Source organism: Streptomyces sp. UF-297 (genome assembly GCF_058245575.1).
The window spans coordinates 1-13,202 of the sequence record NZ_JBSIBZ010000005.1; the positions used below are offsets into that span (position 1 = coordinate 1).

General features: G+C 70.5%; 11 protein-coding genes and 1 pseudogene. 5 read left to right on the forward strand and 7 right to left on the reverse strand.

Annotated elements, in window-relative coordinates; all coding sequences use genetic code 11:
* The first annotated feature begins 166 nt into the window (after positions 1-166).
* Together AC4IJH_RS04700 and AC4IJH_RS04705 are read left to right on the forward strand one after the other, a co-directional pair.
* Positions 167-694: a phosphatase PAP2 family protein gene (locus AC4IJH_RS04700; RefSeq protein ID WP_490850215.1), complete on the forward strand. Its 528-nt coding sequence runs from the start codon at positions 167-169 to the stop codon at positions 692-694.
* Between the two features lie 879 nt (positions 695-1,573).
* Positions 1,574-2,206 carry an HAD family hydrolase gene (locus AC4IJH_RS04705; protein WP_490850216.1) on the forward strand — a complete coding sequence of 211 codons (633 nt, stop codon included), beginning with the start codon at positions 1,574-1,576 and terminating at the stop codon, positions 2,204-2,206.
* Here the strand turns inward: AC4IJH_RS04705 and AC4IJH_RS04710 are convergent.
* Genes AC4IJH_RS04710 through AC4IJH_RS04720 form a run of 3 tightly spaced genes read right to left on the reverse strand, consistent with a single transcriptional unit; the run spans position 2,094 to position 6,819 of the window.
* Positions 2,094-3,452 (reverse strand): MFS transporter, encoded by a 1,359-nt coding sequence (locus tag AC4IJH_RS04710; protein WP_490850217.1) that lies wholly within the window; start codon positions 3,450-3,452, stop codon positions 2,094-2,096. The two genes, AC4IJH_RS04705 and AC4IJH_RS04710, sit on opposite strands and share 113 nt — an antisense overlap.
* Positions 3,449-5,458 (reverse strand): PEP/pyruvate-binding domain-containing protein, encoded by a 2,010-nt coding sequence (locus tag AC4IJH_RS04715; RefSeq protein ID WP_490850218.1) that lies wholly within the window; start codon positions 5,456-5,458, stop codon positions 3,449-3,451. Before AC4IJH_RS04715 ends, AC4IJH_RS04710 begins: the two co-directional genes overlap by 4 nt.
* The gene (locus AC4IJH_RS04720) at positions 5,455-6,819 is read right to left on the reverse strand and encodes an ATP-grasp domain-containing protein (protein WP_490850219.1); all 1,365 of its coding nucleotides are present in this window, start codon (positions 6,817-6,819) and stop codon (positions 5,455-5,457) included. The genes AC4IJH_RS04715 and AC4IJH_RS04720 overlap by 4 nt, the downstream gene beginning before the upstream one ends.
* A 326-nt stretch (positions 6,820-7,145) precedes the next feature.
* Between AC4IJH_RS04720 and AC4IJH_RS04725 the strand changes: the two genes are divergently transcribed.
* Positions 7,146-8,441, forward strand: coding sequence for a PAS domain S-box protein (locus AC4IJH_RS04725; RefSeq protein WP_490850220.1), 1,296 nt, complete (start codon positions 7,146-7,148; stop codon positions 8,439-8,441).
* 104 nt (positions 8,442-8,545) lie between these two features.
* On the opposite strand, the gene AC4IJH_RS04730 is transcribed toward AC4IJH_RS04725, so the two are convergent.
* The 4 genes and pseudogenes from AC4IJH_RS04730 to AC4IJH_RS04745 all read right to left on the reverse strand — a co-directional run.
* Positions 8,546-8,947 (reverse strand): nitroreductase family deazaflavin-dependent oxidoreductase, encoded by a 402-nt coding sequence (locus AC4IJH_RS04730; RefSeq protein WP_490850221.1) that lies wholly within the window; start codon positions 8,945-8,947, stop codon positions 8,546-8,548.
* 98 nt (positions 8,948-9,045) lie between these two features.
* A complete protein-coding gene (locus tag AC4IJH_RS04735) occupies positions 9,046-9,468 on the reverse strand; it encodes an STAS domain-containing protein (protein ID WP_490850222.1) in 423 nt (140 codons plus the stop codon).
* Positions 9,456-9,971 carry a nucleotide exchange factor GrpE gene (gene grpE / locus AC4IJH_RS04740; RefSeq protein WP_490850223.1) on the reverse strand — a complete coding sequence of 172 codons (516 nt, stop codon included), beginning with the start codon at positions 9,969-9,971 and terminating at the stop codon, positions 9,456-9,458. The genes AC4IJH_RS04735 and grpE overlap by 13 nt, the downstream gene beginning before the upstream one ends.
* Positions 9,968-10,975, reverse strand: a pseudogene (locus AC4IJH_RS04745) (Hsp70 family protein); the annotation flags it as partial. The pseudogene AC4IJH_RS04745 and the gene grpE, both read right to left, overlap by 4 nt.
* A gap of 413 nt (positions 10,976-11,388) precedes the next feature.
* Between AC4IJH_RS04745 and AC4IJH_RS04750 the strand changes: the two are divergent.
* Positions 11,389-11,850 (forward strand): ChaB family protein, encoded by a 462-nt coding sequence (locus tag AC4IJH_RS04750; protein ID WP_490850377.1) that lies wholly within the window; start codon positions 11,389-11,391, stop codon positions 11,848-11,850.
* A 224-nt stretch (positions 11,851-12,074) separates the two neighbouring features.
* A complete protein-coding gene (locus AC4IJH_RS04755) occupies positions 12,075-13,196 on the forward strand; it encodes an amidinotransferase (RefSeq protein ID WP_490850224.1) in 1,122 nt (373 codons plus the stop codon).
* Positions 13,197-13,202: the final 6 nt, after the last annotated feature.

Consider the following 13,202-nt stretch of genomic DNA (forward strand, 5'->3'; position numbering starts at 1 on the left):
GGCCCGGGGTGCCGTGCCGCAGGGTGCACGACGGCCGGCTGGGGCGCGGTTTTGACCATGAACTAAGCAAGGGCCGTCTCGTTTACCTGTCGTGACGGTGATCATCGTGGAATCCGGCCGAACGAGACTGGCGCGGCGGCTGAGCCTGTACTTCTCTCCTCCCGTCTTGCCGGTCGCAGCCGGCAGCGCGGTCAGCTGGCGTGCCACCTGGCCCCACTACGACGGCCTTCTGTGGGGGCTGTGCGGCAGCGGTTCCTGGGCGCTGCTGTGCGCGGCCCTGGCCTGCGCCGGGGTACGCCTGGGATGGTGGCCCGCCCCCGTTCCCTGTCAGCGCAGGCACCGGCTGATGCTCCTGGCTGCGAGCGCCGTCGCCGCAGCGGTCGTATGGCTGATCTGCAGGCGCCTGGGGGCTCCCGCTCCGCTGCTGGCGCTGGGAAGCACGGCCCCGCTGCTGGCAGCCCTCCTGCTCGCATGCACCTGGGCCAGCAATGTCTCCCTGCACACCAGCGCGGCAGCCGCCAGCGTCACGCTCCTTACCCTTCACCTGGGCCCCGGCTGGGCCCTGCTGTACCTTCTCGTCGCAGCCATCGGCTGGTCCCGCCTGCATCTGCGCGTCCACACACGGGAGCAAGTCCTCCTGGGCGCCGTGCTAGGAGCAGCGGCATGCGTCGCCATGCTGTGTTTCGGCCCATGAGAGCAGCGCCCGCATGCGCGCTCACCAACGCTTCGCCGCCCTCCACCGCGTCCAGGTTCGTGCACGACCTGAGGACACCCGCAGCCTGGAGGTTCACGGCGCGCCGCGAGACGGTCGCACGCTTGCAGTCCACGCTCCCGCGGGCACTGGAGAAGGCCGCGATCCGGGTATCAGCAGCCGCTCGCCTTCTGCGGCCGCTGGGAGCGCAACTGCGCCTCCCGCCCTCACCTGGCCACCATGACGCCCCGCCAACGCCGTGCGCGCGCCGACGACTTCCGGGCTGCGGCGTATCAGGTGGTGCTCGACACCCTTCTCGACCCGTAGGCCACCGTTCGGACGTATCGCCCGCAGTGGCACAGAGCTGCGGCGGCGCCGGGAAAAGCCAGGTAGTTGCGGGGGGCGTTCCTAGCGGGGCTGAAGGCGTGGCGGGAGCGCCGGCACTGCCCCGCACGCATCGAGCTGCGCGGCGCGGACCGGACCTTGCGCCTGGACCTGAACGAGCCATCGCACGCCGTTCTGCTCCGCTCCCGCCTGGCGCGCCGGGAACGGGCCGAACTCGCGGACCTAGAGCCAGTTGCCCGGCGCCCCGGTACACGGTGGCTGTACGCGAAGGGCTGGGCGCATCCCGAGCGGCACACCGAGATCATCAGCGTGCGCCGGCGGTTCCGGTACGGTTCTCGCCGAACTCCAGCGCCCCACCGACCCGGCCTCGGCGAGGGCCCCGCTGGCCGGCGGGGAAGAGGGGGAGTCGGCCACCGCGGGTTCCACGGGCGGCCCGTGTGGTGAACTCCGAGGAAGGCCACGCGAGACACGGGTGGTACGCGGTGTGCGGGGGTAGGGCGCGGTGGACCGGTGTGCACGAGGAAAGGGCGACGACGTATGAACAGATCCGCCTCCAAGGGCGCCGTGCGGGCAAGCCTCGCGCTGAGTGCGGCCCTGGTGTCGACCGTGCTCTGCGCCACGGCGAGCGCGGCGCCGCCCGAGGACGCGAGCGCCGTCACGACAGCGGCGGCCGCCGCGCGTGAACGGGCCTGCCCCATCGTGTACTTCGACCTGGGCGAGACCCTTGTGCACACCGCCGACGACGGCAGCACCGGCTATCAACCCGGCGCGGCCTCCTATCTGCGTGCTTTGCGTGCACGCCGCATTCCCGTCGGCCTGATCACCAATGTGCCCTCCTCCTGGGGCACGACCGACGCCGAGCGCGCCGCCAGGCTGCGGCAGGAGGTCGACGCCACATGGCGCGGGCCCGCGCCCTTCGCCTGGAAGGACTTCGGCGACCGCGTCCTGACCCCGCGTACCGAGGCGGAACGCAAACCGGCCCCCGCCCTGTGGCAGCGGGCGAAGGCCGGTTCGGGCCGCTGCCGAGTCGTCTATCAGGCGGAGACGGCCGAGGAGGTCACAGCGGCTTCCTCGCTCGGCTTCGTGCCGTATCAGGTCGGTCGGCCGCACCGGCCGGCGTTTCTCCCGGTCCGGCTGGTGGAACTCCTTGGCCGGCGCTCTCCCGCTTGACCACCCCGCCGCGCAGCAGCAGTTGGAAGACTTGGAAGATCCCGAGCAGCACCGCCGTGGCGAGCGCGCTGTGCCACAGCAAGGCGTCCAGGCGCCCGGCGGCGAGATAGGCGCCCGCGGCGATCGCGGCCAGTGCGCACACCGCGCGATCCACGATGCTCTCGACGGAGAGCAGCGTGGCGCGCGGGGCGTGCGCGGGCACCGCGTCGTTCACCAGCTTGCGTTGGACGGGGTAGGCGAAGCCGGCCGCGGCGGCGAACAGGCAGAGCAGTGCGACGGTGGCCCACGGCCCGCCGAGCGTCATGGCCGCCAGGCTGCCCGCCAGCGCGAGGCTGAGGATCGAGACCCAGGCGACCGGTGACAGGCGGCGGCTCAGCCACTGCGGGCGGGCCGATCCCACCGCCTCCGCCACCGTCATCGCCGCCATCACACTGCCGTGCGAGGCTTCCGCGATGCCGTGGTCCAGCAGGATCGGCTGGAAGAGGTTGACCTGGCCGATCCGGGAGAGCGTGAAGATCGCCACGCCCTGCACCATCACCAGGGCCAGCCATCGCGAGGAGGCGACACAGCGCAGCGCGGCGCCCGCGTCCCGCAGGAACGCACCGCCCCCGCGCCCTGGGACCGTCTTGCCCGTCCTGCCGCCCGCCCCCGCGAGGCGGGGCAGCGCGACGGCGCAGGCGAGGGAGCCCGCCGCGCTGGTGGCGCTGAGCACGTACGGGGTCGGATGTGCCACGGCCATCAGGGGCCCGACCAGCGGCCAGCACACGACCTTCGCCACCAGCCCCAGCGCCCGGGCGGTGCCCTCCGCCCGCAGGTAGTGCTCGTCGCACTTCTCGGCGCGCAGACCGTCGTACAGGTAGGCGCTGGCCGCTCCCGAGGTGAGGGAACGGCCAGCGGCGATGGCCAGGAAGTGGACGAGGAAGCCGGTGTAGGAGGCACTGACCACCGGAGTCAGGTTCGCCGCCGTCATGACCACCGCTCCGGCCCGCAGGCAGTTGCGGGTGCCGATCCGGTCGGCGATCAGCCCGGTCGGGATCTCGAACAGGCAGAAGGCAACGTAGTAGATGCTCTGGATACCGAAGATCTGCCCGTCCGAGAGCCCGGCCGCCTTCTGGTAGGCGTAGAACACCGGCATCCACCACAGCAGGTTGAACAGCAGCTGGAAGCCGTAGTTGAGGCGGATGATCCGGCGGGCGGTGGCTGTCGGGCCGGTGCCCGTTCCCCGCCGGCCGGCGCGCGCCCTCACAGCGCGTACGGGCGGATCTGGACCAGCCTGAAGTCGCCCCGGTCGGTCATCAGCCACTCGATGTCCAACGGCCGGTCCACGTCGGACCCGCTGAAGTGGGACTGCAAGAGCCGCCCGGTCAGGCACAGGTCGGCGAGCCGGGCGCGGGCGGCAGCGGACAGCCCGTCGCCCCAGGAGCCCAGGGCGACGGTACGGCCGCCGCCCTCCACGGTGTTGTACAGGTACTGCTGCGGCAGGACCGAACCGTCGACCACCTGCTCCGGGGAGCCGGGGGAACAGTTGAGGTAGACGTTGCGGAAGTCCTCGCGGCGGGTCGGGTCGCAGGTCACCAGAACGCCGCCGAGCGAGGCGGGCACGTACTCCTGGACGATGACGCCCATGTAGGTGTCGTCCAGGGAGATGCCGACCTGGTGACGGAGGCGCACGCTGCGGGGCGAGAGCAGCGAGGCCCACACCTGGCGTACGGCGTCCAGGAGTTCACCGGTGCCGTGGACGGTGGTGACGGAGTCGTAGAGGCCCGCCGCGGAGAACCCGGGCAGGTCCTCGGCGTTGGACGAGGAGCGCACCACCAGGCGGCCGCGCGAGCCGGCGGGGGCGGGAAAGGCCTGGCTGATCTGCCGGGTGACCGCTTCGGGTACGGGCGTGTTCCGGATCAGGTGCTGGAGTTGCAGGCAGAGCGAGTCCAGGACGTCGGTGGCGTCGAGTTCGAGGGCCATCTTGAGCTTGCCGATGCCCTGCTGGAGGGCGGGGGAGGAGGCCAGGAAGTGCTGCTGGAGCGCGAAGGGGAGCGCGACGCCTTCGGGGGCGCCGACCGTTGTGGCCACGAAGTCGGCGGCACCGGCACGTAATTCGGCCGTGGAGGGCGCGTGCAGGCCGAGGCGGGCCGCGAGGTGCCCGTAGAGGTCCTCGCGCGGCGGGCGGGGCCGCCCGTAGAAGGCGGTCAGGTCGGCCGTACGGCTGTCGAGTACGTGGTGCAGCTCGCCGAGGTTGGCCGCCTTGGTGCCGTAGCGGTCGCGGTCGGCGCTGCGCAGCCGGTGCAGGGCCAGCACGGGGACGTCTTCGAGCAGTGGCGGTTCGAGGCGTATGCGCTGCTGGTGCCAGGCCGGAGCCCGCAGGTCGGGTTCGTGGTCGAGCCGCTTGAGGGATATCTCGTCCTCGCGGACCCGGTAGCGGACCCATGCCCCGTCCAGGCTGTCCTTCTCGACGAGCTGTTCCAGGTCGCGCACGATCGCGTTGGGTATGCCCCAGCCGGAGGCGAGGACGTTGGTGTGGGAGAGGGGGGTGATCGGCGCGGTGTTGAGGAATCCGGCGACCCGGGGCACGTCGTCGGGCAGGCAGGGCATGGCCACGATGTCCGCCCAGCCGAGCCCGGCCTCCGCCGCCGCGTACTCCTCGTGCGTACGGAAGAACCGCAGCCGTCCGGTGGCCTCGCCGGGGTTGAGCGGTGTCCGGGCCCGGGAACCGAAGAGCTCGTGGCCCAGGATGCGCGGCACGCGCAGTGTGCTGACGGCCGCCAGCTCCTCCTCCTGCCCGTGGTTGGCGGGCTTGAGCAGCAGCGGCAGCCTGCCGTCGACCCGTGCTCGTACGAACTCGTAGAAGAACGCGAGGAGTTCGCCGTGCATGGTGTCGGCCTCGGTCGTCTCCAGGACGAGGAACGTGCGTTCGCGGCCGTCCGGGTCCTCGTCGGTGTGCAGGGACAGCACACCGAGCAGGAAACGGCGTCCGGGGTCCATGTAGACGGAGGCGTTGAAGGCGTCGAGGTCCGCGTCGAGCGCGGTCAGGTCCATGCCCAGGATGCGGGTGGCGATGTAGTTGACGTGGAAGGGGTGCGCGGCGGTGTCGAGCAGGTGCCAGGTGTTCTCGGCACGGTCGACGACGACCTTGAGGTACGGGTGTCCCGCCAGGACCCCGGAGAGGGTGCGAAAGAGCGGCAGGGAGAGGTTCTCGCCGACGACCGTGCGGTCCGTGGCCGGTTCGGCGGCACCGGTGAGCAGCGGGGCGGTCATGCCGAAACCTCCTCGGGCTGAGCGGCGGGCAGCACCCGGGGCAGGGTGTCCACCAGGGTCTCGAAGTCGTGGAGCACGGTCCGCGCGTCGGCGGCCGAGAGCAGGCACAGGGCCGCCATGGTGTTGGCCCCGGCGGCGGGGTCGTACACCGGCACGACACTGCCGTCAGGGAGCGAACTCTCCGCGACCACCGACAGGCGGCTGCCCCGGCTGAGGGGGATGTCCGCCGATACGGCGGGGAAGTCCCAGACCTTGCGGTCCGGCCAGGCCCGGCCGCGGCCGTCGACCGCGAGGACGACGAGGGAGCCTGCCGCGCCGCGCGCCTGCGCCGGGGTGAGGGCCCGCTCGGGCCACTCGACCGGACGTGCGAGGAGGTGGTCGACGAGCATGCCGACGAGGTCGAGCCCGAAGACCTCCTCGATCTGCGGCACGGTCATCGCGCCGCCGAACCGGGCGGCCGTCTCGATCAGCCACATGCTGCCGTCGGCACCGAGCTTGATCTCGGTGTGGGTCCCGCAGTCGCGCAGGCCGAGGGCGTCGACCGCGCGACGGGCCAGGTCCACGATCCGGTCCTGGGCGTCCTGGGCCAGCAGGGCGGGGGTGATGCTCGCGCGTTCGGTGAACGGCTGGACCGTGGGCATCCGGCCGCTGAGGCAGACCGGGTGGAAGGTGCCGTTGGTCACGACGCCCTCGACACTGACGTAGTCGCCCCAGCCGGGCTCGTCGAACCAGTCCGACGCGGTGCCGGTGACGATCTGCTCGACCACGTAGTCCGCGTCGGCCTCGGCCACATGCAGCTCCGCGTAGCCCAGCTGCGCCGATTCGGCCATCACGTCGCGGGAACGGGCCCAGGCGGCCGGCACCTCGTGCGGGGAGCGGATGATCTGGTGCGCGGTGGACCCGGCGCTCCAGGCCGCCTTGAGCAGCAGCGGGCCGGGCAGGGAGCGGGCCGCCGCGTGCAGATCGGCCTCCGTGCCGACGGGCCGGAACTCGGGCTGCGGCAGCCCGTGTTGCTGCCAGGTGCGCCGCATCAGCCGCTTGTCGCGGGCGAGCGCGGAGGCACTGCCCGCCCCCGCGAGACCGAGCGTCTCGCACGCCTCGGCGACGGCCACGACCGCGTACTCGGAGAAGGTGAGCACCGCGTCCGCGCCCACGGCCTCGGCCCGCGCGACGATGAGGGACACCAGGTCGCGGCGGTGCGCGTCGGCAGGCGTCACGACCGAGGCGCACAGTCTTTGGGCGGAGCCTGCCACGGCGGGAGGAAGAGCGCTGAGCGCCAGCAGGTGCACCTGTGCCTTCGCGGCCGTCCGGGACAGGACGTGACCGAGCGGCGGACCACCCTTGGCATGCACTAACAGCACCTTGCTCACTGAACTTCGTCTCCAATCGTCCGGTTTCAACGGATCGCCGTATGCGGGGGAATGTGTGGTGCGTCCGGGGGCTCTGCGGCCCACGTGGCGGGGCGTGGTCACCCGCTCACTCAAGGGGACCAGGCCGCAGACGCCCGCGGCGCCACCGTGGACGCCCGAGGCTCAGGCATTTGCCTGAGTCCCGGCGCGCCGCCGCCTCTGCCGCCGCTCGCGGTGCGGTGGCACTCGGCCGAGAACCGGGCATGTGCGCAGTGAGGGCGGGATATCCAACGCCATGTGACTGAGCGTCAGCCAGTCGTATACGGACGGAGACCGCTGTGGACGATTCCAGCCTCAAGGCACTGCTCGAGCACCTTCCCGTGTTCTGGTGGGAAGCCGACGAGAGGTGGCAGGTGCTGGAAACGGGAGGCGGCGCCTTCACCGACACGGGCACGGCGCGGCGCTTCTTGGCCGGGCTGCGCCAGGAACTCCCCGCACCGGGGCACTCGCCGCAGGAGGGCCGCCGGCAGATCCGGTTCGACGGCCGCACCTTCGACGTCAGCCTGCTCCTGAGCGAGAGCCGGACCCACAGCCGTACGCGCGGCCTCGCGGTGGAGGTCGATGCCCGCACCGAGGCCCCGCGCAGATACGCGGTCTTCGCGGACCTGGTGGACCTCGCCCCGGCCGCCGCCTTCATACGGGACAGCGACGGACGCTACCTGTGGGCCAACCACGCCTACGCGCACCTGTACGGCACGGCCCCGGACCACGTCGTCGGCAAGTACATAGAAGACCTCGACGAGCCCGCCGACGCCGACCAGTTCCGCGCCCTCGACCAGGAGATCCTCAGCCGGGGTGCGCCGGTACGCCACACCCTCGGCTACCGGCGCCAGGACGGTAGCGCGGGCCGGGCGGTGGGCCACCGCTTCCCCGTACGGGAGAACGCGCAGGCCTGCGTCGCCGGGATCTACGTGGACGTCACGGACCACCTGCGCGCCACGCTCCAGTGGCAGGAGGCCGAGGAGAACCTGCAGGCCCTGCGCGACCACAGCGGCCTTCCATGCGCGCTGCTCTCGGCGAACGGGCGGGTGGTCGAGGCGAGCGCGGCGGCGGCCGAACTGTTCCGGCTCAGCCCGCACGACCTGGTCGGCCGCCGCGCGCACACCCTGCTCGCGCCGGAACCCGACCTCGATCGGCTGCACCGGCGTTGGAACGGCTTAATAGCGCGCCGCACCAGACGGGTGGAGATATCCGCGGTGCTCGTGGACGCCCAAGGACTGCAGCGCCGCGCGCAGCTGAACCTGACGTCGATCGGCCACTCCACCACCCGGGCCCGGCACGTCTGGGCCGTCGTCACCCACCAGAGCCTCGCCCACGAGGCGCATACATCGCTCACCGCCGCGCAGGTCCGCATCCTCTCCCTCCTGGCGGAGGGCAGCAGCAACGGCGACATCGCCACCTCGCTGCAGTTGTCCCGGCAGACGGTCGACTACCACCTCAGCCGCCTGCGGCAACTCCTGGGCGCGGCGACCCGCCCGGCCCTCGTCGCCCGCGCCTATGTCCTCGGCATCCTGGCCCCGCGCGCCTGGCCTCCGCGCTCCGCCACGGCGGCCCATCCGCTCAGCGCCGTCTGACGGGCAGGACAGCGGCGCACCTTCCCAGGCGCGAGGCCGCGCGGCGCTGAACGGGAGGGGGTCCTGCGGCCGCGGCTGCCGGGGGCTCGCACGGTTCGCGTGTCTCAGACGCGGTCCAGGACCACCACCGGAATCTCCCGGTCGGTCTTGCGCTGGTAGTCCTCGTAGGCCGGCCAGGTGGCGACCATGGTCCGCCACATGTCCGGCTTCTCGTCCGGCCCCGCGGTGCGCGCACGGGCGGTGTAGCGGTCGGCCTTCACCTGCACCTGGACCTCCGGGTTCGCCTCCAGGTTGCGGTACCACAGGGGCGGCGCGTCCGCGCCACCGTTGGAGGCCACCACGAGCACCGCGTCACCGTAGGGCTGGTAGATCAGCGGCGTGCTGCGCTGCTCGCCGCTCTTGCGGCCGATCGTCGTCAGGATCAGCACCGTGGTGGTCTGCCAGTCGTGCCCTTCCACGCCGTCGGTCTCCTGGTAGCGCTCGACATGCTCTTTCCCGAACAGCATCTGACGTCTCCTCCGTGTCCTCACGTGGCCGTACGGGTGTCATTGCGCTCCCCAGCCACCTGGGCGCCCAGTTTCCCTCTCACCCGGCCGGTATCCCCTCAGGACGGGTCCGAACCGGCGCGCCCGGTCCCACGCTGCGCCGGTACACCCGGCGGTGGAGTTGACACACTTTCATCCGCTTCGGGCCACGGAGTGTCCGTGCCGGAAATCCAGGTGACGAGGCGCGCGAGTGGGGTGGCCCGTACCTTGCTGCTGGCCCGGTCCTCGCGAACGGCCAGTGTCACGGCCACGCCCCGGCGCCTCGCGGCCCGGCTCAGCGCGGCGAGCGCGTCGAATCCGGCCGCGTCCATGGACCCGAGGTCGTCGAGATCGATGACCAGCGTGCCGACCGGTTCCCCCGAGTCCAGGGCGCACAGCAACTGGGCACAGAACACCGGTGCGGTCTTCACATCCAGGTCGCCGGACACCGTGACGGTCATCGAGGATCCGATACGGCGGATGTCCGTTGTCAGGTCGTCCATGGCCTCACGCTCCGGTCTCGGCGCACACCTCGTCTTCCGTGATGCCGCCCGGAGGCGGAGGCGGACCGCTGACCGTGACATGGGCCGGGCGCAGCATCCGCTCTCCCAGGCGGTATCCGGGGCACAGGACCTCGGCGCACGTCAGACGGGGGGGCGTCCTGCTCGATGTGATGGGTGATCGCCTCGTGGAGCGTCGGATCGAACGCGTCCCCCGGCTCGCCGAACGCCGCGATTCCCAGCGCTCCGAGCTGGGTTCGCAGGGTGTCGACGATGTCCCGCAGGCCTGGTGTCATCGCCTCGTGCCGACAGGCGCGGTCCACGGCGTCGAGGACCGGCAGCAGTTGCCGCAGTACGTTGGCGGTCGCGATCTCGCGGACCGCCATGCGGTCACGCCGTACTCGCTTGCGGTAGTTGTCGTACTCGGCCTTGACCCGCTTCAGATCGGCGGTGCGTTCGTCCAGTTCGCGACGTAGCTCGGTGTACGGGCTGTGCGTCCTGGTCATCGCGAACCCGCCTCGGCAGAGTCGTTGTCGACGATCTCTGCGTCCACCACGTCTTCGTCAACGGCCTGGCCGTCACCGCTCGCCGCGGCCTGGCCCTGGGCCGCGTCAGCGGTACGCGACTGCTCGTACAAGGCGCTGCCGATCTTCTGAGCCGCGCTCGCGGCTCGGTCCACGGCCTGCCGGATGGCCGCGGTGTCCTCGCCTTTCAGCCGCTCCTTGAGGTCTGCGAGCGCACTCTCCGTCTCGCTCCTCGCCTCGGCGGGGACCTTGTCGGCGCTGTCGGTGAGGAGCTTCTCCGTCTGATAGACGAACTGCTCGGCCTGATTGCGGGTCTCGGCGGCCTCGCGGCGGCGCCGGTCCTCCTCGGCGTGCTGCTCGGCCTCACGGATCATGCGGTCGATGTCGTCCTTGGGCAGCGAGGAGCCGCCGGTGACGGTCATCTTGTGCTCCTTGCCCGTGCCCAGGTCCTTGGCCGTGACATGCACGATCCCGTTGGCGTCGATGTCGAAGCCGACCTCGATCTGCGGGATGCCGCGCGGGGCGGGGGCGATGCCGGTCAGCTCGAACATGCCGAGTTTCTTGTTGTACGCGGCCATCTCCCGCTCGCCCTGGAACACCTGCACCGTCACCGAGGGCTGGTTGTCCTCGGCTGTGGTGAAGATCTCCGAGCGCTTCGTCGGAATCGTCGTGTTCCTCTCGATCAGCTTGGTCATGACACCGCCCTTGGTCTCGATACCCAGGGACAGCGGGGTCACGTCGAGCAGCAGGACGTCCTTCACCTCACCTTTGAGCACACCCGCCTGCAGGGCCGCACCGACGGCGACGACCTCGTCGGGGTTGACGCCCTTGTGCGGTTCTTTCCCGGTGAGTTCCTTCACCAGCTCGCTGACCGCGGGCATCCGCGTCGAACCACCTACCAGAATCACGTGGTTGATGTCCGAAATCTCGATCTTCGCGTCCTTCACCGCCTGACGGAAGGGCGCCTTGCAGCGTTCCAGAAGGACGAGGTCGGCACGGCCACGACGAGAGCGAGTGCGCCGAGGACGGCGCCGATGGTGTGGCGAATACGTATGTGGGGGATTCCCTTTGCTTGGCGGACGTTGACCGGCGGCCGACCATCCAGCGCGACGGCGTAACTCTTTGCTCGCGATGGCGGCTGTTGAGGCCGACCACTGCCCCACAACTCGTCATCTTGTGAGGAGTTCTAAGTCCCGTATGACCGGGGCATTCCCGATCTGACGCGTGATTGCTGCCGAGAGGCGATCGTGACCGTCCTGAGATAGCGACGACCCACTGTCCGGCAGTGTCATCATCGCGCCGTGGACGCGGTTTCCCCGCGCGTTGAACGGGCACCCGCACTTTCCTCATCGCGCGGAGGAAGGTGGTGTCCATGCCCGGGCGGCAGGCGTTGCCCTGGATGCTGAAGCGCTCCCCGGATGACGCCCAGCGCACCTGGATCGAGGTTCATGGTTCCGCTGTGGAGTTCTACGGGGAGGGCGAGCGCGCGCACCGGGTGGTGTTCGGCGGGCTCCAGCACTCCTTCGAAAAGGTGGGCAACCCCTGGGAACGCACGGAGCAGGGATGCGCGGCCCTGTCCGGCCCGCGGTCGGCCAGGTCGCGGCAGGAACGGGCACGCACCCGTGAAGGCGTCGATGAGCAGGCGTTAAAGCAGCACCTGTACGGCGTAGCCAGGCGCCTGGGGCCCCGGCCGCTCGCGGATGACCGATTCCGAGCTGGTGGAGGCCGTCCGGCGGGCGAATCGCACCCGGACGTGCCGGACGCGTGCGGCACGCTCCACCCGAGCCGGGCCAGGAGCGGAAGCAGGCCCGGGAAGGCCATGCAGGATGACCAGCGCGGCCGTTGTTGCCGACGGGCGTGATGTTCTCGGCGACGGTCCATAGGATTCTGATATCGGAGGGGAGCCGTCAACATGACCCGGACTCGTATCGAGCCGTTCTGGCGTGCGCGGTGGGGGCCTTGGACGGGGCGGTTTACCGAATCCTGTGGTCGAAGGCGCCTGAGCATGCAGATGGTGCAGAGACCCGGGATGCCGGCGGTGGCTGCTGACCACGACGCCCAACTGCGGGCTGCGGGCTGCGCGTGATGTCGGCGCCATCAGTTACCCCTGCCGGCGCCGCGGAATCACTCGTCTCGCCGGTCAGTTCACACAACGAGTGGGACCCGCTGGAGGAGGTCATCGTCGGGCGTCTCGACGGCGCGACGATCCCCTCCAGCCATCCCGTCGTGGCCTGCAACCTCCCGCGGTGGGCGGCGCGGCTGCAGGGCCTTGCCGCCGGATTCGCGTATCCGCGCATGCTGACCGAAAGGGCGCAGCATGAACTCGATGGGTTCATCGCTCTCCTGCAGTCCCTCGGCATCACGGTCAGGCGCCCGGACGCCGTCGACCACAGGCGACGTCTCGGCACCCCCGACTGGTCGTCGCGCGGGTTCTGCAATACCTGTCCGCGTGACAGCATGCTCGTGATCGGCGACGAGATCATCGAGACCCCGATGGCCTGGCCGTGCCGGTATTTCGAGACCCATGCCTACCGCGCGCTGCTCAAGGACTACTTCCGGCGCGGCGCGCGCTGGACGGCGGCGCCGAAACCGCAGCTCACGGACGCACTGTTCAAGGCAGATTTCCGTGTCCCCGAGGCCGGCGAGCCCATGCGCTACATCCTGACCGAGTTCGAGCCGGTGTTTGACGCGGCGGATTTCGTACGTGCGGGCCGCGACTTGTTCGTTACGCGCAGCAATGTCACCAATCAGATGGGCATCGACTGGCTGCGCCGCCATCTCGGCTCCGGCTATCGCATCCACGAGATCGAGAGCCGCTGTCGCACGCCCATGCACATCGATACGACGTTCATGCCGCTCTCGCCCGGCAAGGCACTGGTCAATCCCGAATACATCGACGTCGACCGGCTGCCCGACGTACTGCGTTCGTGGGACATCCTGATCGCTCCCGAGCCCGACCCGGTCGACGAGCGCCTGCTGAAGGTCACCTCAATGTGCGGCAGATGGCTCAGCATGAACATCCTCATGATCGACGAGAAGCGGGTGATCGCGGAGCGGCACCACACCGGCATGCTGAGCGCGCTGGAGAAATGGGGGTTCGAGCCGATCCCGTGCGACCTGCTGCACTACGCGCCGTTCGGCGGCTCGTTCCACTGCGCGACGCTCGACATCCGGCGCCGCGGCACGCTCGAATCGTATGTCGATTGACCGGCG

Coding starts and splice junctions, on each gene's coding strand:
- AC4IJH_RS04755 (WP_490850224.1), top strand. CDS start 12,075: ATGTCGGCGCCATCAGTTACCCCTGCCGGCGCCGCGGAATCACTCGTC.
- AC4IJH_RS04730 (WP_490850221.1), bottom strand. CDS start 8,947: ATGCTGTTCGGGAAAGAGCATGTCGAGCGCTACCAGGAGACCGACGGC.
- AC4IJH_RS04715 (WP_490850218.1), bottom strand. CDS start 5,458: ATGACCGCCCCGCTGCTCACCGGTGCCGCCGAACCGGCCACGGACCGC.
- AC4IJH_RS04705 (WP_490850216.1), top strand. CDS start 1,574: ATGAACAGATCCGCCTCCAAGGGCGCCGTGCGGGCAAGCCTCGCGCTG.
- grpE (WP_490850223.1), bottom strand. CDS start 9,971: ATGACCAGGACGCACAGCCCGTACACCGAGCTACGTCGCGAACTGGAC.
- AC4IJH_RS04750 (WP_490850377.1), top strand. CDS start 11,389: ATGCTGAAGCGCTCCCCGGATGACGCCCAGCGCACCTGGATCGAGGTT.
- AC4IJH_RS04735 (WP_490850222.1), bottom strand. CDS start 9,468: ATGGACGACCTGACAACGGACATCCGCCGTATCGGATCCTCGATGACC.